At 71.4% G+C, this 25,169-nt stretch carries 25 protein-coding genes; 12 read left to right on the top strand and 13 right to left on the bottom strand.

The genetic code is table 11. The features are described 5' to 3' along the window. Position 1 precedes the first annotated feature (1 nt). From egtB to ATK36_RS04705, 4 genes are all read right to left on the bottom strand, one after another. Positions 2–1,351 (bottom strand): ergothioneine biosynthesis protein EgtB, encoded by a 1,350-nt coding sequence (gene egtB / locus ATK36_RS04715; protein ID WP_098509975.1) that lies wholly within the window; start codon positions 1,349–1,351, stop codon positions 2–4. 300 nt (positions 1,352–1,651) lie between these two features. Then, positions 1,652–1,795 (bottom strand): hypothetical protein, encoded by a 144-nt coding sequence (locus ATK36_RS32005; protein ID WP_170069595.1) that lies wholly within the window; start codon positions 1,793–1,795, stop codon positions 1,652–1,654. After that, complete coding sequence (locus tag ATK36_RS04710) at positions 1,792–3,045, bottom strand: glutamate-cysteine ligase family protein (RefSeq protein WP_098509974.1); 1,254 nt, start codon at positions 3,043–3,045, stop codon at positions 1,792–1,794. Before ATK36_RS04710 ends, ATK36_RS32005 begins: the two co-directional genes overlap by 4 nt. Positions 3,046–3,218: 173 nt before the next feature. Then, positions 3,219–4,145 (bottom strand): LysR family transcriptional regulator, encoded by a 927-nt coding sequence (locus tag ATK36_RS04705; RefSeq protein WP_098509973.1) that lies wholly within the window; start codon positions 4,143–4,145, stop codon positions 3,219–3,221. A 123-nt stretch (positions 4,146–4,268) separates the two neighbouring features. On the opposite strand from ATK36_RS04705, the gene ATK36_RS04700 reads away from it, so the two are divergent. Continuing rightward, positions 4,269–5,459, top strand: a complete 1,191-nt coding sequence (locus ATK36_RS04700; protein ID WP_098509972.1) for a Glu/Leu/Phe/Val dehydrogenase dimerization domain-containing protein — start codon at positions 4,269–4,271, stop codon at positions 5,457–5,459. On the opposite strand, the gene pip is transcribed toward ATK36_RS04700, so the two are convergent. The 4 genes from pip to ATK36_RS04680 all read right to left on the bottom strand — a co-directional run bounded on the left by pip (position 5,449) and on the right by ATK36_RS04680 (position 8,458). Beyond that, the gene (gene pip / locus ATK36_RS04695) at positions 5,449–6,390 is read right to left on the bottom strand and encodes a prolyl aminopeptidase (RefSeq protein ID WP_098510343.1); all 942 of its coding nucleotides are present in this window, start codon (positions 6,388–6,390) and stop codon (positions 5,449–5,451) included. The genes ATK36_RS04700 and pip overlap by 11 nt on opposite strands. A gap of 148 nt (positions 6,391–6,538) precedes the next feature. Then, positions 6,539–7,267: an ESX secretion-associated protein EspG gene (locus ATK36_RS04690; protein WP_170069626.1), complete on the bottom strand. Its 729-nt coding sequence runs from the start codon at positions 7,265–7,267 to the stop codon at positions 6,539–6,541. A gap of 23 nt (positions 7,268–7,290) precedes the next feature. Beyond that, positions 7,291–8,088 carry a hypothetical protein gene (locus ATK36_RS04685; protein ID WP_098509970.1) on the bottom strand — a complete coding sequence of 266 codons (798 nt, stop codon included), beginning with the start codon at positions 8,086–8,088 and terminating at the stop codon, positions 7,291–7,293. Positions 8,089–8,125: 37 nt separating this feature from the next. Beyond that, on the bottom strand, positions 8,126–8,458 hold the full coding sequence (locus ATK36_RS04680; RefSeq protein ID WP_098509969.1) for a hypothetical protein: 333 nt from the start codon (positions 8,456–8,458) through the stop codon (positions 8,126–8,128). Positions 8,459–8,648: 190 nt separating this feature from the next. Here ATK36_RS04680 and ATK36_RS04675 point away from each other — a divergent pair, with 190 nt between their 5' ends. The 5 genes from ATK36_RS04675 to ATK36_RS04655 all read left to right on the top strand — a co-directional run bounded on the left by ATK36_RS04675 (position 8,649) and on the right by ATK36_RS04655 (position 13,644). Further along, positions 8,649–9,275 carry a TetR/AcrR family transcriptional regulator gene (locus ATK36_RS04675; RefSeq protein WP_098509968.1) on the top strand — a complete coding sequence of 209 codons (627 nt, stop codon included), beginning with the start codon at positions 8,649–8,651 and terminating at the stop codon, positions 9,273–9,275. Between the two features lie 312 nt (positions 9,276–9,587). Further along, complete coding sequence (locus ATK36_RS04670) at positions 9,588–10,916, top strand: hemolysin family protein (RefSeq protein WP_098509967.1); 1,329 nt, start codon at positions 9,588–9,590, stop codon at positions 10,914–10,916. Continuing rightward, entirely contained in the window at positions 10,913–11,956 is a 1,044-nt protein-coding gene (locus ATK36_RS04665) for a hemolysin family protein (RefSeq protein WP_098509966.1), read from the top strand. Before ATK36_RS04670 ends, ATK36_RS04665 begins: the two co-directional genes overlap by 4 nt. Beyond that, entirely contained in the window at positions 11,953–12,843 is an 891-nt protein-coding gene (locus ATK36_RS04660) for a 3-methyladenine DNA glycosylase (RefSeq protein WP_098509965.1), read from the top strand. Before ATK36_RS04665 ends, ATK36_RS04660 begins: the two co-directional genes overlap by 4 nt. A gap of 108 nt (positions 12,844–12,951) precedes the next feature. Then, positions 12,952–13,644: a substrate-binding domain-containing protein gene (locus ATK36_RS04655; RefSeq protein ID WP_211291783.1), complete on the top strand. Its 693-nt coding sequence runs from the start codon at positions 12,952–12,954 to the stop codon at positions 13,642–13,644. 121 nt (positions 13,645–13,765) lie between these two features. On the opposite strand, the gene ATK36_RS04650 is transcribed toward ATK36_RS04655, so the two are convergent. The 3 genes from ATK36_RS04650 to ATK36_RS04640 are packed head-to-tail and all read right to left on the bottom strand — an operon-like array spanning position 13,766 to position 18,209. After that, on the bottom strand, positions 13,766–16,210 hold the full coding sequence (locus ATK36_RS04650; protein WP_098509964.1) for a GcvT family protein: 2,445 nt from the start codon (positions 16,208–16,210) through the stop codon (positions 13,766–13,768). A 26-nt stretch (positions 16,211–16,236) separates the two neighbouring features. Continuing rightward, entirely contained in the window at positions 16,237–17,085 is an 849-nt protein-coding gene (gene purU / locus ATK36_RS04645) for a formyltetrahydrofolate deformylase (RefSeq protein ID WP_245914335.1), read from the bottom strand. Beyond that, positions 17,082–18,209: an aromatic ring-hydroxylating oxygenase subunit alpha gene (locus ATK36_RS04640; RefSeq protein WP_098509962.1), complete on the bottom strand. Its 1,128-nt coding sequence runs from the start codon at positions 18,207–18,209 to the stop codon at positions 17,082–17,084. Before ATK36_RS04640 ends, purU begins: the two co-directional genes overlap by 4 nt. Before the next feature lie 324 nt (positions 18,210–18,533). Here ATK36_RS04640 and ATK36_RS04635 point away from each other — a divergent pair, with 324 nt between their 5' ends. Together ATK36_RS04635 and ATK36_RS04630 are read left to right on the top strand one after the other, a co-directional pair. Then, a complete protein-coding gene (locus ATK36_RS04635) occupies positions 18,534–18,851 on the top strand; it encodes a bifunctional 3-phenylpropionate/cinnamic acid dioxygenase ferredoxin subunit (protein WP_098509961.1) in 318 nt (105 codons plus the stop codon). Further along, positions 18,848–20,029 carry an NAD(P)/FAD-dependent oxidoreductase gene (locus tag ATK36_RS04630; RefSeq protein ID WP_098509960.1) on the top strand — a complete coding sequence of 394 codons (1,182 nt, stop codon included), beginning with the start codon at positions 18,848–18,850 and terminating at the stop codon, positions 20,027–20,029. The genes ATK36_RS04635 and ATK36_RS04630 overlap by 4 nt, the downstream gene beginning before the upstream one ends. 27 nt (positions 20,030–20,056) lie before the next feature. On the opposite strand, the gene ATK36_RS04625 is transcribed toward ATK36_RS04630, so the two are convergent. After that, on the bottom strand, positions 20,057–20,503 hold the full coding sequence (locus tag ATK36_RS04625) for a L,D-transpeptidase (protein ID WP_098509959.1): 447 nt from the start codon (positions 20,501–20,503) through the stop codon (positions 20,057–20,059). A gap of 173 nt (positions 20,504–20,676) precedes the next feature. Here ATK36_RS04625 and lepB point away from each other — a divergent pair, with 173 nt between their 5' ends. From lepB to ATK36_RS32740, 3 genes are all read left to right on the top strand, one after another. Beyond that, complete coding sequence (gene lepB, locus ATK36_RS04620; protein ID WP_141544369.1) at positions 20,677–21,591, top strand: signal peptidase I; 915 nt, start codon at positions 20,677–20,679, stop codon at positions 21,589–21,591. Between the two features lie 358 nt (positions 21,592–21,949). Then, positions 21,950–22,441 (top strand): histidine kinase, encoded by a 492-nt coding sequence (locus tag ATK36_RS04615; RefSeq protein ID WP_098509958.1) that lies wholly within the window; start codon positions 21,950–21,952, stop codon positions 22,439–22,441. 108 nt (positions 22,442–22,549) lie between these two features. Further along, positions 22,550–22,696 carry a hypothetical protein gene (locus ATK36_RS32740; protein WP_211291782.1) on the top strand — a complete coding sequence of 49 codons (147 nt, stop codon included), beginning with the start codon at positions 22,550–22,552 and terminating at the stop codon, positions 22,694–22,696. Positions 22,697–23,109: 413 nt separating this feature from the next. On the opposite strand, the gene ATK36_RS04610 is transcribed toward ATK36_RS32740, so the two are convergent. Then, positions 23,110–23,970 (bottom strand): EamA family transporter, encoded by an 861-nt coding sequence (locus ATK36_RS04610; protein WP_245914333.1) that lies wholly within the window; start codon positions 23,968–23,970, stop codon positions 23,110–23,112. 74 nt (positions 23,971–24,044) lie between these two features. On the opposite strand from ATK36_RS04610, the gene ATK36_RS04605 reads away from it, so the two are divergent. Next, entirely contained in the window at positions 24,045–24,962 is a 918-nt protein-coding gene (locus ATK36_RS04605) for a LysR family transcriptional regulator (RefSeq protein WP_245914331.1), read from the top strand. Positions 24,963–25,169: the final 207 nt, after the last annotated feature.

The following is a 25,169-nucleotide window of genomic DNA, read 5'->3' as shown; positions in this document are numbered from 1 at the left end:
GCTAGGCCACCTCGCCCGGCCGAGGATCTCGGGCGCAGCGGAACCCGGCGAAGATCTGCCGCCGGATCGGGTAGTCCCAGTTGCGGAACGTGCCGCGCACGGCCACCGCGCCGGTGCCGAACGAGCCACCGCGCAGCACCTTGTACTCGGGGCCGAAGAACACCTCCGAGTACTCCCGGTACGGGAACGCGCCGAACCCCGGGTAGCCGTGGAAATCGGTGCTCGTCCACTCCCAGACGTCGCCGATCAGCTGCCGCACGCCCAGCGGGGACTGCCCCGCCGGATACGCGCCCGCCTCGGCCGGGCGCAGATGCCGCTGGCCGAGATTGGCGTGCGCCTCCGTCGGTTCCTCGTCGCCCCACGGGAATCGCCGGGAACGGCCGCTCACCGGATCGAACCGCGCGGCCTTCTCCCACTCCGCCTCGGTGGGCAGCCGCTTGCCCGCCCAATTCGCGTACGCCTCGGCCTCGTAATAGGACACGTGCACCACCGGCTCCCGCAGCGGGACCGGCTCGCGCACCCCGAACCGGGTGCGCCACCAGCCATCCGGCTCGCGATGCCAGAACCGCGGCGCCGTGATGTCGTGTTCCTGCCGGTAGGCCCAGCCTGCCGCGCTCCAGAACCGCTGCTCGGCATACCCGCCGCCGGCCAGGAACTCCAGGTACTCCCCGCAGGTGACCGGCGTGGTGTCCAGCACGAACGCGGGTACGTCGACCTCGTGCGCCGGGCGTTCGTTGTCCAGCGCCCAGGGCTCCGCGCTGGTGCCCATGGTGAACCGGCCGCCGGGGACCAGCACCTCGGCGAGCCTCCGCCCGGACGGCGCGTGTGGCGGCTCCGGCGCGTGCAGCACCGGCTCTCCCCGGCGCAGCTGGTGGGTGGCCAGCATCGTCTCGTCATGCTGCTGCTCGTGCTGGGTGATCATGCCGAAGGCGAACGCGCTCTCGGTGAGCCTGCGCCCGCTCATCGGTGCCTTTTCCAGCACGTCCAACGCCTTTTCCCGGACCTCGCGCACGTACGCGCGTGCCTCGGCCGGGCCGAGCAGCGGCAGGGCGCGACGATCGGCCCGCGAGTGCTGGAAGGCGTCGTAGAGGTCGTCGAGGTCCGGCCGCAGCGGCTCCCGGCCGCCGACGTCGCGGACCAGCCACAGCTCTTCCTGGCTGCCGATGTGCGCGAGATCCCAGACCAGCGGCGACATCAGCTTCGAGTGCTGGCGGATCAGATCCTCGTCGTCCACCGCGTCGGTCAGCGCGACGCTGCGGGCGCGGGCGCGGGTCAGCGCCCCGGCCACGTGTGCCCGCAGGTCCTGTGAACTCAGTTCGAGCAACGGGCCGGATTCCGGAGTTTCACTCATCGCTCGTCCTTCCTCGATCGGTCCGGCCGGGCACACGGCCCGGCGATGTTCCCGGCGACGGGGCCGGCAGGCAGTCCGCGAGCGCGACGCCGCGCGCCCGCACCTGGGCCGGCCCGGCCACACGCGCTTGCAAACCCTGCGAACTCGATTCCGCAGTCTCCCTCATCGCCCGTCCCTCCCCCGGCCGCGCACGCAGCCTGGCGGCGCGACGCCCCGCGCACAGGCCTCGGCCACACGCGACCCCAAACCCCTGCGAACTCAGCACGAGCAACGGGCCGGACTCCGCAACCTCCCTCATCGCTATCCCTCCCCCGACCCGTCCAGCCAGGCACGCAACCCGGCGACAATCCCGGCCGACAGCACCGCCGTCGGCAGCGCCACACGCGCCCGCAAATCCCGCGAACTCCGCACGAACGACGAGCCCGATTCCGCAGTCTCCCTCACCGCCCGTCCCTCCCTGATCCGTCCAGCCGGGCACGCAGCCCGTCGACGATCCCCGCGACCGTCTCGACAGGCAGCCCGGTGGACGGCAGCACGGCACCGCCCAGCTCCACCAGATCCCTTGCCACCGCGGCCATTCCGGGCGCGGCGAGGCCGTGGCGGGCGGCCTGCTCCCACTGTCCGGCCACCGGGGCGCACCGGCGGCGCACTTGCTCCACTGTGGACGGACCGGCGAGCAGCGCGGTGACCAGGGCGACCGGCGGCAGCCACTGCCCCGGCGGTTGCGCGTCCAGGTACCGCAGCTCCAGATAGCCCTGCGGCCGGACCGGGGTGAACATCGTGCCGAGGTGGTAGTCCAGATCGGCGGCGGTGGGCCGGCGCAGCATCCCGGCCGCGCCGCGGCCCTCGATCCACTCGGCGAAGGTGAGCCCCTCCGGCGCATCCCACGGCCGGTAATCCCGCGGCAGCACCATGATCGGGGTGTCCATCAGCCGCCGCGCCCAGGCCCGCTCGGGGTCCGGGCCGGGTTCCGCGGCGCGGGTGCGCACCGGTTCGGTCGCCAGCACGGCGAGCCAGCGCGCGGAGGCGTGCCCGGTGTCGCGGCCGTGGTGGATCCGGGAATTGGCGAACAGGGCCAGCAACGGCGGGCCCATCTCGTGCGCGGCCGCCCAGCGCTCGGCGAACCGGTCGGGCTCCCCGGCGTCCACGCAGATCTGCAGCCCGGCGGTACTGCACATCATGGTGATCCCACCCGGCCCGAGCGGGGCGAACCGCCGTTCCATCGCGGCGTAACGGGGGGTGTGCAACCGGCGCCGCGGCGGGCGGTGCGCGTCGATGCCCGAGGCGCCGAGTTCCAGCCCGGCGCGGGCGAGCAGTGCGGTGAGGGCCGCGAGATCGGTGTCCACCGCCGCCCGCAGGGCGGGCAGGGAACTCTGCGGGAGGGTGGAGATCTCCACCTGGCAACCGGGTTCGAGACTCACCGGCGAACCGGCCGGGAGCGGGGCCGCGGGGCTTTCGGGGCGCAAGGTCCGCGGGGCGTGCGGGCCGAGCGCGGAGGCGAGCAGGTCCGGGTCGAGGGGGCGGGCCGGGTCCCCGGTGTGGTGCACCGTGAACTCCAGTTCCACCCCCACCAGCCTCGGCGGCCCGTGCTTGAAGCACACCGAGGCGACGTAGCGTTCCCCGGCCGCCCGGTCCGACAGCGCCGGCACCGACGCACTCCCGGACCGGTCCGGAAAATCGTGCACCGTAGTCATGTATCGCCGTCCAGCTCAGGAGACCACGGGATGCGGCCTCATCGGTTCCGGACGCTACACGCGGGCTCCGACAAAATCAGGGCTCGTGACCGGGACGGCCGAGCGGCGGGCGGTACCCGACCGGGACTTCCCGGCATATTCCTCGCACTGCGCCGCCGGTCCGGGCGACCCGTTCAGGGCAGCTCGGGTTCGCTGCCCAGCCCCAGTTCCGCCGCCGAGGTCTGCACCGCGGCGACCACCAGCTGCAGGGCCGGACGCCGGATCTCGGTGCGGCGATAGGCGATCGACACCGTGCGCAGCAGCGGCGTGGTCAGCGCGACCACGTCGATCCCCGGCGGGCGCAGCAGCCGCAGCCCGAGATCGGACACGAGCGTGACGCCGAGCCCGGCGCCGACCAGCACCATCGCGGTGGACTGCTCCTCCACCTCGTGGTTGATCTTCGGCTGGAACCCGTGCCGCTGGCACGCGATCCGGATCGCACGGCCGAAATGGGACCGCGGGCTGGCCATGATCCACGGATACTCGGCGAGCGCGTCGAGCGACACGGTGGCCGCGGGCACCGCGCCCGCGGGCACCGCCGCGTGCAGCCGTTCGACCGCGACCACCGCGCGTTCCAGCCCGGTGTCCCAGCGCATCGGCGCGTCCGAATAGTCGATCACGAACGACAGGTCGAGCGTGCCGTCGCGCACCGCCTCCGCGGTCGCCTCCGGCGCCAATTCCCTGGTGCGCACCTGAATTCCCGGATGTTCGGCGGCCAGCGAGGTGAGCGCGCCCGGCAACAGCCCCGACGCGACCGACGCCCACACCCCGGCGGTCAGCCGGGCGGACATGGTGCCCTGCGCCTCTTCGAGCGCCAGCGTCGCACGCTCGACCGAACCCAGGATCTCCTCGGCGTGGTCGGTCAGCAGGAAACCCAGCTCGGTCAGCTGCACCCCGCGGCCGAGCCGCTCGAACAGCTTCACCCCGACGTCCCGTTCGAGCAGCGCAAGCTGTTGCGACACCGCGGAAACCGTGTAATGCAACGACGCAGCCGCGGCCGTGACGGTCCCCCGCCGCCGTAGCTCACGCAGCATCCGCAACCGGTGCAACGAAAGCTCCATGTACGAACCCTAAACAACGTCGTGCAGCTTCGTTAACTGGACGCGCCCGTGCCTTTGCAACCACCCTCGAAAGTGACGGCGGCACATCCGCGCCGCCCCGGACTCCTGGAGGTGAAGGGCCAGATGAACGCCGAACCGCTGATGAGGCTCACGTGGACCGACCCGGTCACCGGCGCCCACGGCTACCTGGTCGTGCACAGCCTGGTGTCCGGGATGGCAACCGGCGGTACGCGGATGCGCGCCGGCTGCACCGTCGACGAGGTCGCCGACCTCGCGCGCGGCATGGCGAACAAGACCGCCACCTTCAACCTCCCGGTCGGGGGCGCCAAGGGCGGGCTCGACTTCGACCCGAAGGACCCGCGAGCATTCGGCGTGCTGACGCGGTTCTGCGAATTCCTGCGCCCCTGGCTCGACGCGAGCTGGGTGACCGCGGAGGACCTCGGCGTGCCCCAGCACCTGATCGACGAGGTCTTCGCGAAGCTGGGCCTTGAACAGTCCTACCACGCGGCGATTCACCGGTCGGCGGATCCGGCGCGCACCCTGCGTCGCGTCCAGGCCGGGCTCAATGCGCCGGTGCCGGGCGGCCAGTTGCTCGGCGACGTGATCGGCGGTTACGGCGTCGCGCAGGCGTGCCTCGGCGCGGCCAATGCGTGGAGCTGGGAAGTGCCGGAGACCACGGTGGCGATCCAGGGCATCGGCACCATGGGCGGCGGCGCGGCCTGGTATTTGCACGAAGCCGGGATGAAGGTGGTCGCGGTGGCCGACGCCGCCGGTACCCTCTACGACCCCGAAGGCCTCGACGTGCCCGCGCTGCTCGACCTGCGCGACCGCTTTGGCGAAGTCGACCGTACACAGCTTCCTGACGGCGTACGCACGCTCCCGCGCGACGCAGTGATCGGTATCAACGCCGACCTCTTCGTGCCCGCAGCGATCTCGTACGCAATCCGCGTGGACAACGAGAACCTTGTGAAGGCCAAGGCAGTCGTCGAAGCGGCCAACGCTGCGACGACACCGGAGGCGGAGGCCGCGCTCTCCGCCCGGGGCGTCGCCGTGATTCCGGACTTCGTCGCGAACGCAGGCGCCGCGGCGTGGGCTTGGTGGCTGCTGCTGGGCGAAGTCGGCGCCGACCCGGCCGACTCGTTCCTGCGGCTGCGCACCGAAATGCAGGCGAAGGTGGCCTTGTTGCTGGCCGAGTGGAACCTGGACCGTATACCGCCGCGCGTCACCGGGCTGCGGCTGGCCGAGAACACCCGCACCGCCCGCGCCGAAGAGGCACTCGCACCCGGAGGCGCACCCGCGCTCACTATCCCCTGAGCGCGAACCTGTCGGTGGCGCCGATCAGCACGTCCTCCATCGCCGGAACGGACGTGGTGTGCCCGGCGCCGCCGACCAGAACCAGCTCCGCATCCGGCAGCGCGCGCTCCAGCAACCACGGCGTACCGCTCAGGCTGCTGAGATCCAGCATCCCCTGCGCGAGCACAGCCGGGATCCCCGCGAGCTTCGCGGCGTCGCGCAGGATCGCGCCGTCTTCCAGGAAGCATCCGTGGGAGAAATAGTGCGTGACGAGGCGGGCGAAGCAGAGCCGCGCCCGCGGGTCGTCGAAGAGGGCCGGAACCGGCACGCCGGGCACCAGGGCGTCTTCCCAGGCACACCAGCGCCGCGCGGCTTCTTCGTGCACTGCGGGGTCCGGGTCGAGCAACAGCCGGTAGTACGCCGACACGACATCGTCTTCGCCCTCCGGGACGCCCGCGCGGAATTGCGCGTACGCCTCCGGGAACATGCTGCCGAGATCACGCGTGAGCAGTTCGATCTCCACGCGCCGATCGGTAGCCAGGCCCGCCAGCACCAGCTCGCTGACCCGGTCCGGATGCCGCACGGCGTAGCTCAGCCCGAGCACCGAACCCCAGGAACCGCCGAACACCAGCCACTTCTCCACCCCCAGCGTGGTGCGCAGCAGCTCCATGTCCTGCATCAGATGCCCGGCCGTGTTCGCGGTCAGCGCTTCGGCGGTGTCCCCGGCATGCGGGGTGCTCCGGCCGCAGCCGCGCTGGTCGAACAGCACCACACGGTAGTGCTCGGGGTCGAAGAACCGGCGCATCCCGGCGCGACACCCGGTGCCCGGCCCGCCGTGCACGACGACCGCCGGCTTGCCCGCGGGATTCCCGCAGACCTCCCAGTACACCTGGTGGCCGTCCCCGGCGTCGAGCAGGCCGTGGTCGTACGGTTCGATCTCCGGATAGCGCAGGGTGTCGGCAAAGTCGGTGTGGAGGTCTGTGAAGGGGCCCTTCACGGACCCGAAAACCGGTCCGGCGCACACCACGAGATGATCGCACACACCTCCGCATCGCCCACTGCCGGGCCCCGACCAACTTTGCCGGAACCCGGATAGCGCATCAGGCGAGGCTATCGGCGAGCTCCCGCAGCGCGCCACACAATTCGGCCGGGCCGGCCGGGCCGATCCGGATCACCGCTTCGGCACCCGCGCCGACGGTGTAGCTCAGGTAGCGGCCCCAGTCGGTGTCCGCGTAGTGCAACGGCTCTTCGAGCCTGCTGTAGCGGCCGACCTCGTCACGACGGCCCGCGTACAGCTCACCGCTGCCGTGCACCGGGCGACGCACCAGGTTCACCACGTCGGCGAGCACCGGATCCAGCGGATAGGCGTCCGCGCCGCGGTGCGCCGCGTCGGTGAGGTCCCCGACCAGGACACTGCGCGGCTGCCCGCCGCCGGGACCGACCTGCGGCAGCTGGGCGACGAGCGTCTCCAGCACTGCGTTCCGGTCGATCTCCTGGACGCCGACCTGCTCCCCGTCCGAGACCGCGAGCACCGCCTGCATCCCGCTCGACGCGGCGAGCACGCCGTAGGTCCGGTCCCCGGTGGCCACCCAGCCGTAGTACTCGACCACCGGCCGCACCAGCAGCGGAAGCCAGTCGAGGAAGGCGGCGGTGGCACGGCCGCGGCGGTCCACCAGGCCCGCCACCGCGAGCGCGTCGTCGACCCGCTTGGCCGCCTCGTCGCGTTCGGTCTCCGACAGCCACCGCGGATCCGGCCGCAGGGTCACGTGCAGGCTGCCGACCTGTTCCCGCTCGGCCAGGGCGGCCAGGGCTTCGACCGGGACGTCCACCCGGTCCGTCGATCCGGTCACCGCTACTCCTCGCCGAGCACCGGCGGGCTGACCCGCCGGTCGGTGCCGAAGGCCGCGTCCGGATCGTCCTCCACCAGGTACTCCGGGCGGTACCGGTACTGCTCGTCCACCCGGCGGGCGCCGGGCGCACCGGCGACCGCACCGGCCCCGCCCGCCTGCCGGGCCGGCAGCTCGGCCGGCACCGGCGCCCAGGCCGCGGGCGCCGCCGCACCGCGGTCGGCCGACGCCGCCTGCGTGGTCGTGGTGCCCGAACCCGCCCGGTGCACGGCCGCGCCGTCCCGGCCGACCAGCCCGTACTGCCGGGGCAGCACCGACTTCGTGTTCAGGGTCACGCCGTGATACTGCTCCATGACCCGGACGTTGGTCTCGTTGGCCGCCTGATGCCCCTCGACCCCGGCCTGGAAGGACTGCGGCACCGCCGCGGCCGGGCTCACCCCGGCGAACTCGGCGACCTGCTGCAGCCCGGCGGTCCACGGCTGTGGCTGCGCCGGCCGCGGCGGCACCTCCACCACCTGGTGCCCGGACCGCTCGAAACTGCTCGCCTGGGTGTCGGCCGAGGCCGTGGTCATGTCCAGCGGATCGGCCGACTCGCGGAACGCGGCCTCCAGCGGACCGGCCCCGGCGTGCGCCGCGGCCGCGCTCGTCCCGGCCCAGGACCGTGCCATCCGCTCCTGCAGGTCCTTGATCGCGCGGGCGCGCTCGAGGTAGGCCTCCGACAGCGCCCGCACCTTGTCCGCGGCCGACCGCAGGCCGGAGGTGTCCCCGCCGCGGAAGTTGTCGAAGATCTGCTTGCCGTCCACCTGGTTCCCTTTCCTGCCCGGCCCGGACCGCCGCGCCTCAGCGCAGCCGGCCGAGCTCGGCGTTCGCCCGGTCCGCCTCGACCGTGCGGTCGCGGGCCGTGCGCAGCCGGCCGAGGTAGTCCTGCACGTACCGGCGCATCGACTCGTTCTGCTCGCGCAGCGCCCGCAGCGAGTCCGCGCCGGCGGCGGCGTACTCCACGCTCGCCGGATCGGTGCCCGGCGCGCGGAACACCGCCAGGATCTCCTCGATCTCGCGGCCGTCCGCCACGACCTGCGCGAGCTGGTCCTCCCAGAGCCGGATCACCGCGGTGAGCTCGGCCGCGTCCATCGCGAACCCGCTGCTCGCGGGGTCCGCACCACCAGTGGCCAAGGCCGTATCCCTTTCCCCAGGTTCACGCACCGTGATGAAACATCAGCGTAGTCAAGTGTCACGACTGTGTCAGCCGAACACAGCGCATTCACAGAAGTGATGTGCAGCATTCCGGATACGCCGGGCACGCATAGTGACAGTACGTACGTACGGATTGCAGGGACCCCGGTGCGGATGTCAGGATTCGAGGATGCCACGGGTCAGCCAGGATCACCTCGACACACGCCGGCGCCAGATCCTCGACGGCTCGCGCGTGTGCTTCGGCCGTCACGGCTACGAGGGGGCCACTGTACGCCGACTGGAGGAGGCCACCGGGCTTTCCCGCGGCGCGATCTTCCACCATTTCCGGGACAAGGAATCACTGTTCCTCGCCCTGGCCGAGGACGACGCGGTGCGGATGGCGGACGTGGTCGCCGAGCAGGGCATCGTGCAGGTCATGCGCGATCTGCTGGCCGGGGACAGCGAGCATCCCGCGGACTGGCTGGGCACCCGGCTGGAGGTGTCGCGGCGGCTGCGCACCGACCCCGAGTTCCGCGCCCGCTGGGCGGAACGCTCCCAGCAGCTGACCATCGCCACCCGCGAACGCCTCGAACGCCAGTACGAGGCCGGAAACCTGCGCGACGACGTGGACGTGGACGTGCTCACCGCGTTCCTCGAACTGGTGCTGGAAGGCCTGGTCTCACACCTGGCGATGGGCCTGCCCGGCGACGATCTCGGCCCCGTGCTCGACCTCGTCGAGGAGACCGTACGACGGCACCGGCCGGGCCATGCCGACCCGCCGGACATCGCCGGAGACCGCCCCGGCTCAAAGCTGTGAAGGGGCCCTTCACGGACTCTGAGTCCGTGAAGGGCCCCTTCACAGCCGTAGCCCGGCGGCGCCGCACGTGGGCACGGGCGCGGGTGCGTTCACCAGGGAGTGCGAACTGCTGTGCCGGGCGGGCCGAAGCGTGTGTTCTGCGGTGCGCGCGGACGGACACCCGGTACGATTGTCGGCATCGTCGCACTACACACCGTTTTCCCGAGGAGTGACTGCATTCGTGCGCGCCGCGCCATCGCCCGGTGACAGTACCGGGCCGGGTCTCAGACCCGGCTTCCCGTCCGCCGTCCGCCGCTCTCCGGCGGGTGCGACATGATCCACGTTCTGCTCTCCGTGCTCGGAGTGCTGCTCTTCCTGCTCCTGACCATCGGCACCGGGCTCGCGGTGGCCGCGGAGTTCTCCCTCACCGCGCTGGAGCGCAGCACGGTCGAAGCGGACGTCCACCAGGTCGGCGACCGCCGCTCGCTGAGTGTGCAGAAGGCCCACCGCACCCTCAGCTTCCAGCTCTCCGGCGCTCAGGTCGCCATCACGCTGACCACGCTGATCACCGGGTCGCTGGCCGAACCGCTGATCGGCAACCTGGTGCATCCGCTCTTCGCCGGGGCCGGGCTGTCGGCCGGGGTGTCCGCCGGGGTGTCCGTGGCGGTCGCACTGGTGCTGGCGACCTTCCTGTCCATGGTGCTGGGCGAGATGGTGCCCAAGAACCTCGCGATCGCGCGGCCGTTGCCGACCGCGCGCGCGGTCACCGGTTACCACGCGCGGTTCTCCGCGCTGTTCCGCTGGCTGATCACGCTGATGAACAACGGCGCCAACTTCGTGGTGCGCAAGTTCGGTGTGGAGCCTCAAGAGGAGCTGCGGTCCGCGCGGTCCCCGCAGGAGCTGGGCTCGATCGTGCGGTCCAGCGCGGAGAGCGGGAAGCTGGACACCTCCACCGCCGAGCTGCTGGACCGTTCGCTGCGCTTCGGCGGCCGCACCGCGGAAGAGCTCATGACGCCCCGGGTCCAGGTCGAGTCGCTCACCGTGGACGACACCGTGGACGACCTGCTGGCCGTCTCCCGCCGTACCGGGTTCTCCCGTTTTCCGGTCTATACCGAGGATCTCGACGACGTCCAGGGCGCGGTGCACGTCAAGCAGGCGTTCGCGATCCCGGCCGCGGAACGCTCGGTCACCCGGATCCGCTCGGCCATGCGGCCGGTGCCGACCGTGCCCGAGTCGCTCTCCGGCGACGCGCTGCTCAACCGCCTGCGGGACTCGCGGTTCCAGCTGGCCATCGTGGTCGACGAGTACGGCGGCACGGCCGGGCTGGTCACCCTGGAGGACGTGGTCGAGGAGATCATCGGCGACGTCCGCGACGAGCACGACGGCGGCGAGGCCCCGGCCGCCCAGCAGGTCGGCGCGGACCACTGGCTGGTGTCCGGGCAGCTGCGCGCGGACGAGGTCAGCGAGGTCACCGGGTTCCGGATGCCCGAGGGCGACTACGAGACCATCGCCGGGCTGATCCTGGAGCGCCTCGGCCGCATCCCGGACGAGGGCGACGCGGCCGAGGTCGGCGGCTGGCGGCTGACCGTCGCGTCGATGGACCGGCACCGCATCGCCGAGGTGCAGGTGCGGCCCGTGGAACCGGCCGGGGTGAGCGCATGACCGACTGGCTGAATATCGCACTGGTCGTGGTGCTGCTGCTGACGAACGCGTTCTTCGTCGGGGCCGAGTTCACCCTGATCTCCTCCCGCCGTGACCGGCTGGAGGCGTTGCTGGAGCAGGGCAAGACGCGTGCGCGGATAGTGATCAACGCGAGCCGCGACGTCTCCCGGATGCTGGCCGGGGCGCAGCTGGGCATCACCATCTGCTCGCTGCTGCTCGGCCGGCTCGGCGAACCCGCGGTGGCGCACCGGCTGTCCGGGTTCTTCGATCTGCTCGGCCTGCCCGAGCAGCTGCTGCACCCGATCTCGTTCGCGCTGGCGCTGGCCTTCATCACCATGCTGCACGTGCTGGTCGGCGAGATGGTCCCGAAGAACCTGGCGATCGCCGAACCGGAACGGCTGGCGCTGTGGCTGGTGCCGCTGCACGTGGCCTGGGTGAAGCTGGCGAACCCGGTCATCGCGTTCCTCAACTTCGTCGCGAACTCCTTGCTGCGCGCGGTGAAGGTGGAGCCGAAGGACGAGCTGGAGACCGCCTACACCTCCGCCGAGCTGGCCGAGCTGCTGAGCGAATCCCGCCGGGAGGGGCTGCTGGAGCAGTCCGAGCACCAGCGGCTGGCCCAGACGTTGTCCTCGGCCGCGAAGACGGTCGCGGACGTGCTGGTGCCGACCGCGGAGCTGACCACGCTCACGTGCCGGCCGACGCTGGGCGAGGTGGAGCGCGCGGTGTCCACGACCGGGTTCTCGCGGTTCCCGGTGTGCACGGACGACGGTTCGCTCACCGGATACATCCACGTGAAGGACATCCTCGATCTGGTCGGCCAGAGCGCGGACACGGCGGTGCCGGCGGACAAGACCCGCCCGCTCACCGAGCTGCGTTCCGACGCCCGGCTCGATGTGGCGCTTTCCGCGATGCGCAAGGACGGCACCCACCTCGCGCGGGCGCTCGACGAGTCCGGCCGCGCGGTCGGTGTGGTCGCGCTCGAAGACCTCGTCGAGGAGTACGTGGGGACTGTTCGCGACGGGACGCACGTCGCGGCATGAACACCTCAGTACTCGCCGAGCCCGAGTGGCAGGCACGCGAACAGGCACACGCGCAGCGGATGCGCGAGTGGACGGTCCCGCACCAGGAACGCCGTGCCCGCGGCGAGAAACACCCGGTGCTGGACTTCCTGTTCACGTACTACTCGTACCGGCCGGCACATCTCGAACGCTGGCAGCCGGGTCCGGGCGTGACGCTGGCCGGCCCGGCCGCCCGGCGGTTCCTGGAGCGGCCAGGCTTCGCCGAGACCGCCGAAGGCGTCACGCTGGACCCGTCGGCGTGCACCGGCCGTCGCGCGCGAACCGCGGAGTTCGTGCTGCGCCTGCTGTCGGCGACGGCCACGCGGGCGCCCCGGTTGAGCTGTTTCGGCCTGCACGAATGGGCCATGGTGTACCGCGAGCCCGCGGCGTCGGTGCGGCACGCGCAGGTACCGCTGAGGCTGGGTTCCGCGGGCACCGACGCGGTGGTGGAAGCGATGGACATCCGGTGCGGGCATTTCGACGCGTTCCGGTTCTTCACCGATCCGGCGCGGCCGCGCAACACCCTCGCGCCGACCCGGGAGAATCAGGCCGATCTCGAACAGCCGGGCTGCCTGCACGCGAACATGGATCTGTTCAAATGGGCCTACAAACTCGATCCCTTCGTCCCGGCCGAACTGGTCGGCGACTGTTTCGCACTGGCCGCGGACATCCGTGAGCTGGACATGCGCGCGAGCCCGTACGACCTCGCCGCCTACGGCTACTCGCCGGTCCGGGTGGAGACCGCCGAGGGGCGCGCGGCCTATGCCCGCGCGCAAGCGGCCTTCGCCCGGCGGGCGGAACCGCTGCGTGCGCGACTGATCGGGATCTGCCGGATCCTGCTCGGCGATCGGGTGGCCGCACTCGAGTAAATGGGCCAACCCTCTGTCACATTATTCCCCGCCGATGGCTCACCTGTTAGAGTGATAACAATGGTGTTTCATTACTGCTGGTAATGTTTACCTCACGAAAGGATAACGATGGGGCGACACAGCCTGGCCGAGGAGCCGGTGCCGCACCCTCTCGATCCGCCTTCGCGGCCGGCCGCCGGCCGCAGCGAGACGACCGGATCGCACCGGATCGTCGGGAACCAGGGCCCCCGCCGCAGGATCGCGAAATGGCCCATCGCGGTGGCCGGCCTGGCCGTGCTCGGGACACTCGGCATCCTCGGCTGGAACTGGGCCGACGGCGAGCTCACCAACCGGGCCGAGGCGCAGGCCGCCAGCTGTTCCGGCGGGCGCACGGACATCCGGATCACGGTCACCCCGCAGGTCGCCGCGCCGGTGCAGGCCGCGGCCACCCGGTGGAACCAGGACCTGACCGTGGTGCACGGCAGCTGCGTGCACGTGGAGGTGCAGTCGCGGCCCGCACCCGAGGTCTACAACGCGCTCACCGGGGCCGCGGGCGCCGCGGCCATCGGCGGGGTCCCGGACGGCTGGATCTCCGAATCGCCGTACTGGATCACCAAGCTCGCCCAGGCCAAACCGGACGCGATCGGCTCCCCCGCGCTGTCCATCGGCGCCGGCCCGGCCGGAGGCGGCTACCAGTTCGTCGCGCTGGCCGGCCCGGCCACCGACGAGACCCAGCAGCGCGCCACGCAGAGCTTCCGCGGGTTCCTGAAGGAGCCCGCACAGCTGGCCGGCCTCGCCGCGGCGATGGCGAAGCAGCCCTGAGCCGGTTCCGGGTTCGGGCCGGTGCGCGTCGTTCTCCGCGCCGAGCCGACTGCTGTGAAGGGGCCCTTCACGGACTCTGAGTCCGTGAAGGGCCCCTTCACGGACTTGGTCTGGGCAAGGGTCATCGGCGGATCCGGGTCATCTCCGGGTCAACCAGGGGTTCGGCGGCCACCGTCGCGGCCACGCGGCGGCCGAAGTAGCCGATCTCCACCGCGTCCCCGACGCCCACGGCGCCGGGCAGCCAGGCGTAGGCGATGGGCCTGCCGACGGTGTAGCCGTAGGCTGCGCTCGTCACGTACCCCGCAGGGACACCGTCGACGAACACCGGTTCCTTCCCGAGCACCACAGTCCGGCCGTCGTCGCCGGTGAGACAGCGCAGCCGCCGGGCCGCAGTGTCCTCGCTGCGGCCTTCGATCGCGTCCCGTCCGACGAACTCGCCCTTCGCCGAACGGACCGCGAAGCCGACGCCCGCTTCGTACGGGTCGTGCTCGGTGGTCATGTCCGTGCCCCACAGCCGGTAGCCCTTCTCCAGCCGCAGGCTGTTGAACGCCGCCCGGCCCGCTGCGATCACCCCGAAGGCCCGGCCCGCGTCCCACAGCGCGTCCCACAATCGCAGGCCGTTGTCCGCGTCGGTGTAGATCTCCCAGCCGAGTTCGCCCACATAGGACAGTCGCAGGATGGTCACCGGCACCCCGGCGATCCGGGCCCGGCGCCCGCGGAAGTACTTGAGCCCGGTGTGCGACAAGTCCTCCCGCGACAACGGCTGCACGAGATCCCGCGCGAGCGGCCCCCACACGCCGATGCAGCACGTCCCGCCGGTGCAGTCCCGGACCCGCACCGTCTCCGGCGCGTGCCCCTGCAGGTAGGCGACGTCGATGTTTCCGTTGATGCCGGCCTGGAACAGGTCCCGCCCCAGCCGGGCCACGGTGATGTCGCTGCGCACCCCGCCCGCCTCGTCGAGCATCAACGTATAGGTGACCGAGCCGACCGACTTGTCCAGCTGGTTCGTCGTGAGTCCCTGCAGGAACTCCAGCGCTCCAGCGCCGCTGATCTCGACCCGTTTCAACGAGGTCATGTCGTACAGCGCCACGCCGTTGCGCGTGTGCCAGGCCTCCGCGGCGACGATCGGCGAGTGGAACTGCCCGGCCCAGCCGTCCCGCGCCGGCGGCAGGTAGTCGTGCGGCAGATCCTTCAGCAGCGAAGCGTTCGCCTCGAACCAGTGCGGCCGCTCCCAGCCACCGGCCTCCAGAAAGACCGCGCCCAGTTCACGTTGCCGGACATGGAACGGGCTCACGCGCAGCTCACGCGGGGAAAGCCGGGGTTGCAACGGGTGCAGCACGTCGTAGATCTCCACGAAGTTCTGCTGGGCGGTTTCCCGCACATACTCCGACGCCAGCTGCACGTCCTCGAACCGGTGCACGTCCAGCTCGTGCAGATCGGTCTCGGCCCGCCCGTGCACGAGGGTCTCCGCGACGGCCTTCGCGATCCCGGCCGAATGCGTCACCCAGATCGCCTCGGCCAGCCAGAATCCGCGCACCTGCGACGATTCGCCGACCAGTGATTGCCCATCCGGGGTGAACGAGAAGATGCCGTTGAACCCCTCCTCCACCTTCGTCCGGCCCAGCGCGGGAAGCAGCAGAGTGCTCTCCTGCCACGACGGCGCGAAATCGTCCTCGGTGAACGGCAGCATCGACGGCATCGCCGATTCCGTCACCCGGCCCGGTTCGGCGAACTCGTCCACCGGCATCGGGCGATGCGCGTACGAGCCGATGCCGATCCGGTCGACGTGCTCACGGAAGTAGAGGTCCTGATCCTGATGCCGCAGGATCGGCATGCTCGCTTCGCCGGTTTCGGTGTTGCGGCCGCGCAGCTCGGGCAGCTGGCCGGTCTTCGCGTACTGGTGCGCCAGCGGGAGCAAGGGCACCGGCATGCCGACCATCTCGCCGATCTCACGGCCCCAGAACCCCGCGCAGGACACCACGATGTCCGCCGGGACCTCCCCGGCCGCGGTCTGCACGCCGGTGACGTGCCCGTGTGCCTGGAGGATGCCGGTCACCCTGGTCTCGCCGACGAACCTCGCGCCACGGGCCTGCGCCCGCCGCATCAGCGCGGCCACCGCACGAGAGGCCTTGGCCAGCCCGTCCGTGCGAACGTAGAGCGCGCCGTAGAGACGGTCACTGTCCAGGAGCGGCCACCGCTCGGCGCATTCGCCCGGGTCGATCAGCTCTGCTTCGACGCCCCAGGAGGTGGCCCAGCCCTGCTTGCGCTTCAGGTCTTCCCAGCGCGCCGCAGTGGTCGCCACCTCCATTCCGCCGACCTGGTTGAAGCACGGCAGCCCGTCCACCTCCAGCTCCCGCAGCTTCCGCACGGTGTAGGAGGCGAACTCGGTCATCGCCTTCGACGCGTTGGTCTGGAACACCAGCCCCGGCGCGTGCGAGGTGGAGCCGCCGGTCAGCGGCAGCGGGCCCTGGTCGAGGACCGTCACGTCGGTCCAGCCGCGCGCGGTCAGTTCGTCGGCGAGATTCGCGCCCACGATGCCGGCGCCGATGATCACCACACGGGTCATGGGAACTCCCTGGGATAGCGGAAAAGTCAGCGGAAGACGACGGTGCGGGTGCCGGCCAGCAGAACCCGCCGCTGGCAGTGCCAGCGCACCGCGCGGGACAAGGCGAGCGCTTCGGCGTCGCGGCCGACGGTGGCCAGCGATCGCGGCGAGTGGCTGTGGTCCACGCGCTGCACCTCCTGCTCGATGATCGGGCCTTCGTCCAGTTCGGCGGTCACGTAGTGCGCGGTCGCGCCCACGTACTTCACTCCGCGGTCGTAGGCCTGGTGGTAGGGCTTCGCGCCCTTGAATCCGGGCAGGAACGAATGGTGGATGTTGATCGCCCGGCCCTGCAGCTTCTGGCACAGCCCTTCCGAGAGCACCTGCATGTACCTGGCCAGCACGACCAGATCCACGCGGTACTCGCCCGCCAGATCCAGCAGCCGCTGCTCGGCCTCGGCCTTGCCGTCCGGGGTGACCGGCACGTACGCGAAGGGCACCCCGGCCGCTTCGGCCATCGGGCGCAGATCCTCGTGGTTGGACACCACGAGTGCGATGTCCCCGCCGAGCGACCCGGCGCGCCAGCGGAACAGCAGGTCGTTGAGGCAGTGCCCGGCCTTCGACACCATCACCAGGATCCGGTCCGGGGTCGGCGCGCAGAACCGGAACCGCATCCCGAAGTCCGCCGCGACCGGGGTGAAAGCGCGGTTCAGCTGGTCCGCGGTGAGCCCTGCGCCCGCGGTGAATTCGGTGCGCAGGAACAGTTCCCCGTGCACGTCGTCGTCGAACTGCTGGTGCTCCACGATGTCGCAGCCGTACCCGGCCAGGAACCGGGTGACCGCGTGCACCAGCCCGGCGCGCTCCGGGCACTGCAGGACGAGCGTGAAGTGCCGCTTCACGGCTGCTCCCCGAGCCGTCCGCGCACCCAGTCGTGGAACAGGCCGATGTGGTGCTCGCTCGGCACCAGAACCCCGCCACGCGCGTAGCCGCGGGAGCCCATCGCCAGCTGACATCGTTCGCAAGCCTCGAAATCCTGCTGGTTCACGCGGTGGAACAGCTCGACCGAACGGGACAGGTCCGCCCCGGAGCCGACCACCTCCGGCAGGTACAGCCAGTCGCAGCGGACCAGCGTGCGGTCCGGGGCCAGCGGGAACATCCGGTGCAGGATCACGTGATCGGGCACCAGGTTCACGAACACCTGCGGCCGCACGGTGATCGCGTAGTACCGGCGGTCCTGGTGCGCGCCGACCCCGGGCAGCCGGTCGACGCCGGCGCTGCCGTCCACGGTGAACCCGGCGATCTGTTCCCCGAACTCCGCGCCGTGGCCCACGTAGTACTGCGCGGCGTAGCCGTCCGCGAACTCCGGCAGCACCTCGGTCAGCTCCGGGTGGATCGTGGCGCAGTGGTAGCACTCCATGAAGTTCTCGATGATCTGCTTCCAGTTGGCCCGCACGTCGTACTCGATCCGGCGGCCCAGCTCCAGCCCCTCGATCCCGTACGCCTCGATCTCCCCCGGTCCGCCGAGCCGCGCACTCACGTCCGCCATCACGGTGTCCTCGAACGACGGCGGCTCCTCGGCCAGGCACACCCAGGCGTACCCGAGCCATTCGCGAAGCGCGAGCCCGGTGAGCCCGTACTCGGCGCGGTCCACGTCGGGCATTCCGGCGAGGTTGGGCGCGGCGATCAGCTTCCCGTCCAGCCCGTAGGTCCAGGCGTGGTACATGCATTGGAAGGCACGCTTGACCGAGCCCGTCTCCTCGGTGCACAGCCGGGCCCCGCGATGCCGGCACACATTGAGGAACGCCCGCAGCCGCTGGTCCCGGCCCCGGGCGAGCAGCACGCTCTCCCGTCCTATTTGGACGGTCTCGAAGTCGCCCGGCGCGGCCAGCTCGGCGCTGCGCACGGCGCAGAACCACTCGGTTTCGAAGATCCGCTCCTGCTCCCGCGCGAAGATCCCGGGGTCGGTGTAGTGCCGCCCGGGCAACGTGGGCAGCAGGCTCTGCGGGAGGTCGGTGGTGGTCACCGGCGGTGCTCCTCTCGGAAAGGGCCGGATCGGCGGATGCGGGCAGGCCCGAAGGCGAACTGCAGTTGTTGCGCATGATGCGCCATGTTGCTGTGTCCGGAACACGATGCGGCGGCTGACGGGCGCTGTCAAGCCGTGGCCCCCGGCCGTCACCCGATCACCGGAACCGGCCTCCGACCACGGGTTTCCCCTCCGTCTTCCGGCCACAAAACTCGTCCCCCGAAGCCCTTGACGGCACTCCGCGCACGCTCCACACTCTGTTGCGTATCACGTTCGTTGTTCCTCAATACGCAACAAATCCCACTCCTTTGGTCGGAGGACAAGATGCTGCGCGCGTGCACAGTGGACGAGCTGCCCCCGGGTGAGTCCGTCCGGATCGCGGGGCCCGAGCCCATCGCCGTGTTCAACGCCGACGGCGAGCTCTACGCGATCAGCGACACCTGCACCCACCAGGACGCCTCGCTCGCCGACGGCTGGCTGGAGGGCTGCTTCGTGGAATGCCCCTTGCACGCCGCGCTGTTCGACCTGCGTACCGGCATGCCGAGCTGCCTGCCCGCCAAACAGCCGGTGCGGACCTACCCGGTGCTGGTGGACGACGGCGTCATCTACGTCCGGGCCGAAGCGGCCGAGGACGCCGCGTGAAGACGGTCGCGATCGTCGGCGCTTCGCTGGCCGGCGCCCGTACCGCCCAGGAACTGCGGGCACAGGGTTTCGACGGCCGGGTGGTCCTCATCGGCGAAGAGCCGCATCTCCCCTACGACCGGCCACCGCTGTCCAAGGCTTTTCTTGCCGGCACTGCTTCGCGGGAGTCTCTGGAGCTACTCGACAGCGACGATCTCGGCGCACTGGAGCTACGGCTCGGCACGCGCGCCGAACGTCTCGACGCGGCCGCGGGCCGGCTGGTCCTGTCCGATGGCGAAATCGCTGCGGACGGGATCGTGGTCGCGACCGGTGGGCGCGCCCGGAGGTTGCCCGGCACCGAGTCCGTCCGCGGAGTGCACGTGCTGCGCACCCTCGACGACGCATCGGCGCTGCGGGAGGAGCTGGTGCCGGGCGTGCAGGTGGTGGTCGTCGGGGGCGGGTTCATCGGCGCGGAAGTCGCGTCGACGTGCCGCACGCTCGGGCTCGACGTGACCGTTCTCGAAGCGCTCGAAACCCCGCTGGTCCGGGTGCTCGGACCGCAGCTGGCGCAAGCCTGCGCGCGGCTGCACGAGCGGCACGGCACGACCTTGCGCTGCCACGCCGCCGTCGACGGGCTCGACACGCGCGCGGACGGAGCCGGACGCCGGGTGACCGGCGTCCGGCTCGCCTCCGGCGGGACCCTCCCGGCCGACGTCGTCGTCACCGGGATCGGCATGGTGCCCGCCACGGAGTGGCTTTCCGGCTCCGGCCTCGCGGCCGCCGGCGGCGTGCCCACCTCCGCCGGGCTGGTCACCGAGCTGCCGAACGTGGTCGCGGTCGGCGACGTCGCCGCCTGCGCCTCGGCCGAGACCGGGCGCCCGCAACGGCACGAACACTGGACCAACGCCAGTGAGCAGGCCCCGGTGGCGGTGGCGAACCTGCTGGCCGGACACCTCGTGCGCGAGTACCGGCCGAGCGGTTACGTATGGTCCGACCAGTACTCGGGCACCCTCCAGCTGGCCGGTCACCCCGAGCCGGGCGACGAGCTGGTGGTCACCGAGGGCACCGCGAGCGACGAAGCCTTCGCCGCGACCTTCCGGCGCGACGGCCGCACCACCGCGGTGTTCGCGCTGAACCTGCCCCGCGCCTTCACCCGGTTGCGGCGCCAGGCCTTCCGCCGCCCGGCGCCGGTCGCCTGATCCGCCCTGATAGTCCGATATGGACGGTCAGCGCACGACCTCCACGACGTCGCTCGGGCGCAGGTAGTCGAAGAAGGCCACCGCGTCCTCGTGCGAGAGGTGCACGCAGCCGTGCGACTGGACGTTCAGGCTGCCCTCGTGGAACGCGACACCGGTGGTGGTGAAGAACACCGAGTACGGCATCGGCGCGTTGTACTCCTTGCTGTGGTGGTGAAGATCCTTCCACTGCACGGTGAAGGACCCTTCCGGGGTCAGGTGCCCCGGCCGCCCGACGGTCACCGGGACCGCGCCGCGGACCACCTTCCCGCCCTTCATCAGCCACGCCTTGTTCGCCGACAGCTTCACGCACGCCTTGGCCCGCGCGCTGCACGGCGCACCGGCCGCCTCGGCCGTGCCCGCGAACCCGATCGTCGCGGCCGCGGCCACCGTCGCGACCGCCGCCGCCAGTACCGCGGTGATCTTCCGGTCTCTCACCCTGTCTCCATCCCGCCCGGACGGCCGTCCCCGGCCGCCGTGATCATGATCTGCCCCGTACGGCCCGCCGCCACACCGGCGCGATCCACTGCCCGGTGCCGTCCGGTCCACTGTGGAGACACGTACCGCACCGCCGTGGCGACGCACCGTAGGGAAGTCGGTAGCCTAGCGTGGTGGCAGACCTCCTCCCCCGTGACCCCGAGCCCGCCGGAATCGGACCGGGACCGCACGAGCGGCCCGATCCCGGCGGCGCGAACGCACCCGGCGAAAGCGGCGGGGACGGCCGGAACCGGAAGCGGGCCAAGCGGAAACGCCCGTTCTGGCAGGAGCTGCTCATCCTGGTCGGCGCGGCGCTCGTGCTCACCGTCCTGGTCCAGCAGTTCGTGGCGAAGGTGTTCCTGATCCCGTCCTCCTCGATGGAGGCGACCCTGCACGGGTGCAACGGCTGTTTCGGGGACCGGGTCCTGGTCGACCGGATCACCTACGACTTCACCGATCCCGAGCCGGGCGACGTGGTGGTGTTCCGCGGGCCGCGGTCGTGGACCTCGGCCGAGTCCGCCCCGCGGCCCTCGCCCGGGTTCCTCGCCGGGCTCGGGCAGGGGCTCGGTTCGCTGATCGGCTTCGCCTCCCCGGACGAACGCGACTTCGTCAAGCGGGTGATCGCGGTCGGCGGGCAGACCGTGCAGTGCTGCGACGCGCGGGGCCGGGTGCTGGTCGACGGGAAGCCGCTCGACGAGCCCTATCTGCACTGGATCGACCCGGCGCATCCGGTGCAGAGGCCGTTCGCGCCGGTCACCGTGCCGCACGGGAGCCTGTGGGTGATGGGCGACAATCGCAACAACTCGTGCGATTCGCGCTGCCAGGGCGGCGGGGGCACCAACGGCACGGTCCCGGTCGACGAGGTGATCGGCAAGGCCCGGCTGATCGTGCTGCCGCCTTCGCGCTGGGGTGTGGTCAGCGCGCGGGATCCGCAGCAGGCCATGGCGCTCGGCGCGCCCGGATGGCAGCAGGGGCTTCCGCTCGCCGCCGGTACCGCGCTCGCCTTTCCGGCGGTCGCGGTGAGCCGCCGGATCGGGCGGCGGCGCTGAGCGGGGTGCCCGGTCCTGCCCCAGGGTGTCGGCAAAGTCGGTGTGGAGGGCCCTGCGTAGGTGCGGAGGGCTGTGAAGGGCCCCTTCACAGACCCGGGACAGGTCCGGCGCACAGCGCGAGGTGGTCGCGCGTCTCGAACACCTCAGCTTCGCCTGCTGCCGGGCGCAATCGACGACGATGGCAGGTGCCGTCGATGATGACGCGGCAGCCACGGCTCACTCTGCTGATCACGGGGCCTCGACCGACTTTGCCGGGACCCTGGGTCCTGCCCCGCCGTGAGCGGGCGTATCCACGGTGGCATGATGCCCGCACGGTTCCCGGTCATCCGGGCCGCGGGCCGACGAGGAAGGGTGACGCTTGAGCACGCGCACGACCCAGGTGGACGACCTCCGGCTGGTGGCGCAGCCGAGCGCGGTCTCCTGCACCGAACTGTTCGTCCGGCTGCTCCTCACGGACTGGTCCCTGCAGTCCGTGCTCGACGAGGCCGCCGCGACCGCGGCGCATCTCGTCGGCGAGGTGGTCGACCAGAGCCATCCGGCCAGGCCCGCGTTCCTCACCGTGCGGCTGCAGCTGCGGGGCGATGTGCTGCTGGTCGAGGTCGAGGACGATCTGCTCGCGCCGCGAGCGCCGCGCGACGAGCGGATCGGGGTCCGGCCCGGTCCCGGCGGCGGCCGGGTGAGCTGGTGCGAGGTGTCGCTGCCGGGTGGGCTGACCGCGGGCGAAGTACGGCTGCCGCACCGCCGCGACCGGCGCACGCTGGTGGACGAGCCGGTCTCCGGTGACCCGGTGGGCGCCGATCCGGAGGTCCTCGAACGGCTGCTCAACCGGCTCAACGGCTGGTCCGGCTGAAACGAGTGTCGGGTACGCCGGGTGACCACACCGCGAGGAATGGATGTCCGTGAAGGGCCCCTTGACGGACCCTGCGGCCAGGGTTCCGGCAAAGGTGGTCGAGGACCCGTGATCAGCAGAGTGAGCTGGGGCTGCCGCGTCATCATCGACGGTGCCTGCCATCGTCGTCGATTTCGCCCGGCAGCGGGCGAAGCGGAGGTGTTCGAGATGCGCGACCACCTCGTGGTGTGTGCCGGACCTGTCCCGGGTCTGTGAAGGGACCCTTCACAGACTCAGAGTCCGTGAAGGGCCCCTTCACAGACCTTCACAGACTTCCGCGGTCTGCGCAGGGCACCTCACACCGACTTTGCCGACACCCTGGTCCCTGCGGCTGTGAAGGGGCCCTTCACAGCCTTGGATTTGAGCGTGAGTGGGTCCCTGACCAGTGATCGCGTCGGGTGACCTTTCGATGAAGCCGGTCGGCAACCTGAACGACATCGCCTGCTCGCGCATGCCGGAACCGTTCGACGCCGCAGATTTCCGGGTGCCCGGGCGTTTCCGCGCCACGGGAACGGTTCGGTCGGCGTAGCGAAGCCCTGTGCGTGATCGCGGAACGGTTTCCTCGCCCGGACTCGACGACCCACGGTGAGGGCGAAGATCGTGGCCGGCCAAGATCGCCGGAGCAGCCGCTACCCCACCGGCGCCGGTTCCCGTGCGCCGCTGCGCTGCGCGCCGATGCCCGCGATGACGACGAGCGCGATCCCCGCCACCGCGGGAAGCCCCGGCAGCTGGTGCAGCACCAGCGCCCCGATCACCAGCGCGATCGCGGGTTCGAGGCTCATCAGGGTGCCGAACGCCGAGGCGGTCAGGCGGCGCAGCGCCAGCATCTCCAGGCTGAACGGCACCACCGGCACCAGCACGGCCAGGCCCAGCCCGGCCAGCACCAGCGGCCAGCTCAGCTGCCCGAGCACGGCCGGGCCTTCGACCACGGTGGCGGCCAGCGCGGCCACCGGCATGGACACCGCGAGGCCGCGGATCCCGGACACCTCGTCGCCGACGCGCTGGGTCAGCAGGATGTAGCAGCCCCAGCACACCGCCGAGGCCAGCGCGCAGCCGACGCCGATCAGGTCGGCCCCGCCGTGCCACGGTTCGGTCAGCAGTACCACGCCTGCCGCGGCCAGCACCGGCCACAGCCGGGTGCCCCGGCCGCGGACGATCGCCACGGTGAGCGGGCCGAGGAACTCCAGCGCGCTCGCGGTGCCGAGCGGGATGCGCGCCGCGGCGACCATGAACAGGATCGTCATGCCCGCGGTCACCCCGCCGAGCAGGACCGACGCGAGCAGCACCGGACGCCGGAACGAGGACGGCCGCGGGCGCAGAAGCACCAGCAACAGCACGCCCGCCCAGGCCAGCCTGAGCCACGCGACCCCCGCCGGGCCGACCGCGTGCGCCAGATCCACCGAGACCGCGAGCCCGAGCTGGACCGACAGCATGGAACCGATCGCGAGCGCCATCCCGGCGCGGGGCGAGGACGGGAAGGAGAAAGTCACCGGGCAAGGAAAACCCACCGGACCGTTCGCGTCCACCTGCCGATTGTGGACGTAACGTCCGGGATTCCTGGACAATGTCCCGGGTGGACACGCGCAGGCTGCAGTTTCTCGTCGAACTCTCCCGGCTCGGCTCGATGCGGGCGGTCGCCGATGTGCTCGGCACCACCACCTCCACCGTCTCGCAGCAGATCGCCGCGCTGGCCGCGGAAACCGGCGCGACGCTGCTCGAACCGGACGGCCGGCGGGTCCGGCTCACCCCGGCCGGGCGGCGGCTGGCCGAACACGCCGTCACGATCCTCGCCGCGGTCGAGGCGGCGCGGGTGGATCTGGACCCGGACGCCGAACCCGCCGGCGTGGTCCGGGTCGCCGGGTTCGGCCAGGCGATCCGCCGTTCGCTGCTCCCGGTCGCGGCCCAGCTGGCCCGGCAGCACCCCGCAGTGCAGCTGGTGGTCAGCGAACAGGAACCCGGCGAGGCCCTCACCAAACTGCTCGCCGACGACGTCGACCTCGCGCTGACCTACGACTACGACCTCGCCCCTGTCAGTACCGACCCGGCTGTCGCATCCGAACCGCTGTGGACGACGTTGTGGGGCCTCGGCGTCCGCGCAGACGACGTACGCCGTGTACGCGGTACGGGGACGCTGTCGGTGCTCCGCGCGTTCAAGAAGCACGACTGGATCGGCAATTCCCGCAACAGCGCGGACGAAGACGTTGTACGCACACTCGCATCGATGGCCGGCTTCGCACCCCGTTTCACCCACAGCGCCGACAGCCTCGATCTCGTCGAAGACCTCATCGCCGCCGACGGTGGGGTCGGTCTGCTGCCGCTCGACCGCCCCACGCGGCCGGACGTCACGGTGCTTCCGCTGCCCGATCCAGAGGTCCGACTGCGTGCGTACACCTGCACTCGCCGTGGCCGCGACGCCTGGCCGCCGCTCGCCCTCGTCCTGGATCTGCTGCGGCGGGGCCAGCCCGTTTCACCGGGGCCGTGAAGGGACCCTTCACAGCCGCTAAGTCCGTGAAGGGTCCCTTCACAGCCCTCCCGGCTGGCTCGGACCGCAGCCTTGAGGCGGACCGGAGGTTCCCGCCCGCCGGACGCACTGGCCGAACAAAGACCGGCCACCTATCACGCGGGCGCGTAACCCCGGTTTCCCTTGCCGGTCAACCGGTTCCGGCGACGACGGTCACCACGTGGGACG

It is taken from the genome of Amycolatopsis sulphurea (assembly GCF_002564045.1).
Lineage (GTDB): Bacteria > Actinomycetota > Actinomycetes > Mycobacteriales > Pseudonocardiaceae > Amycolatopsis > Amycolatopsis sulphurea.
Note: the sequence above shows the minus strand (reverse complement) of the source record. Positions and strands in the feature narration are given on the sequence as shown.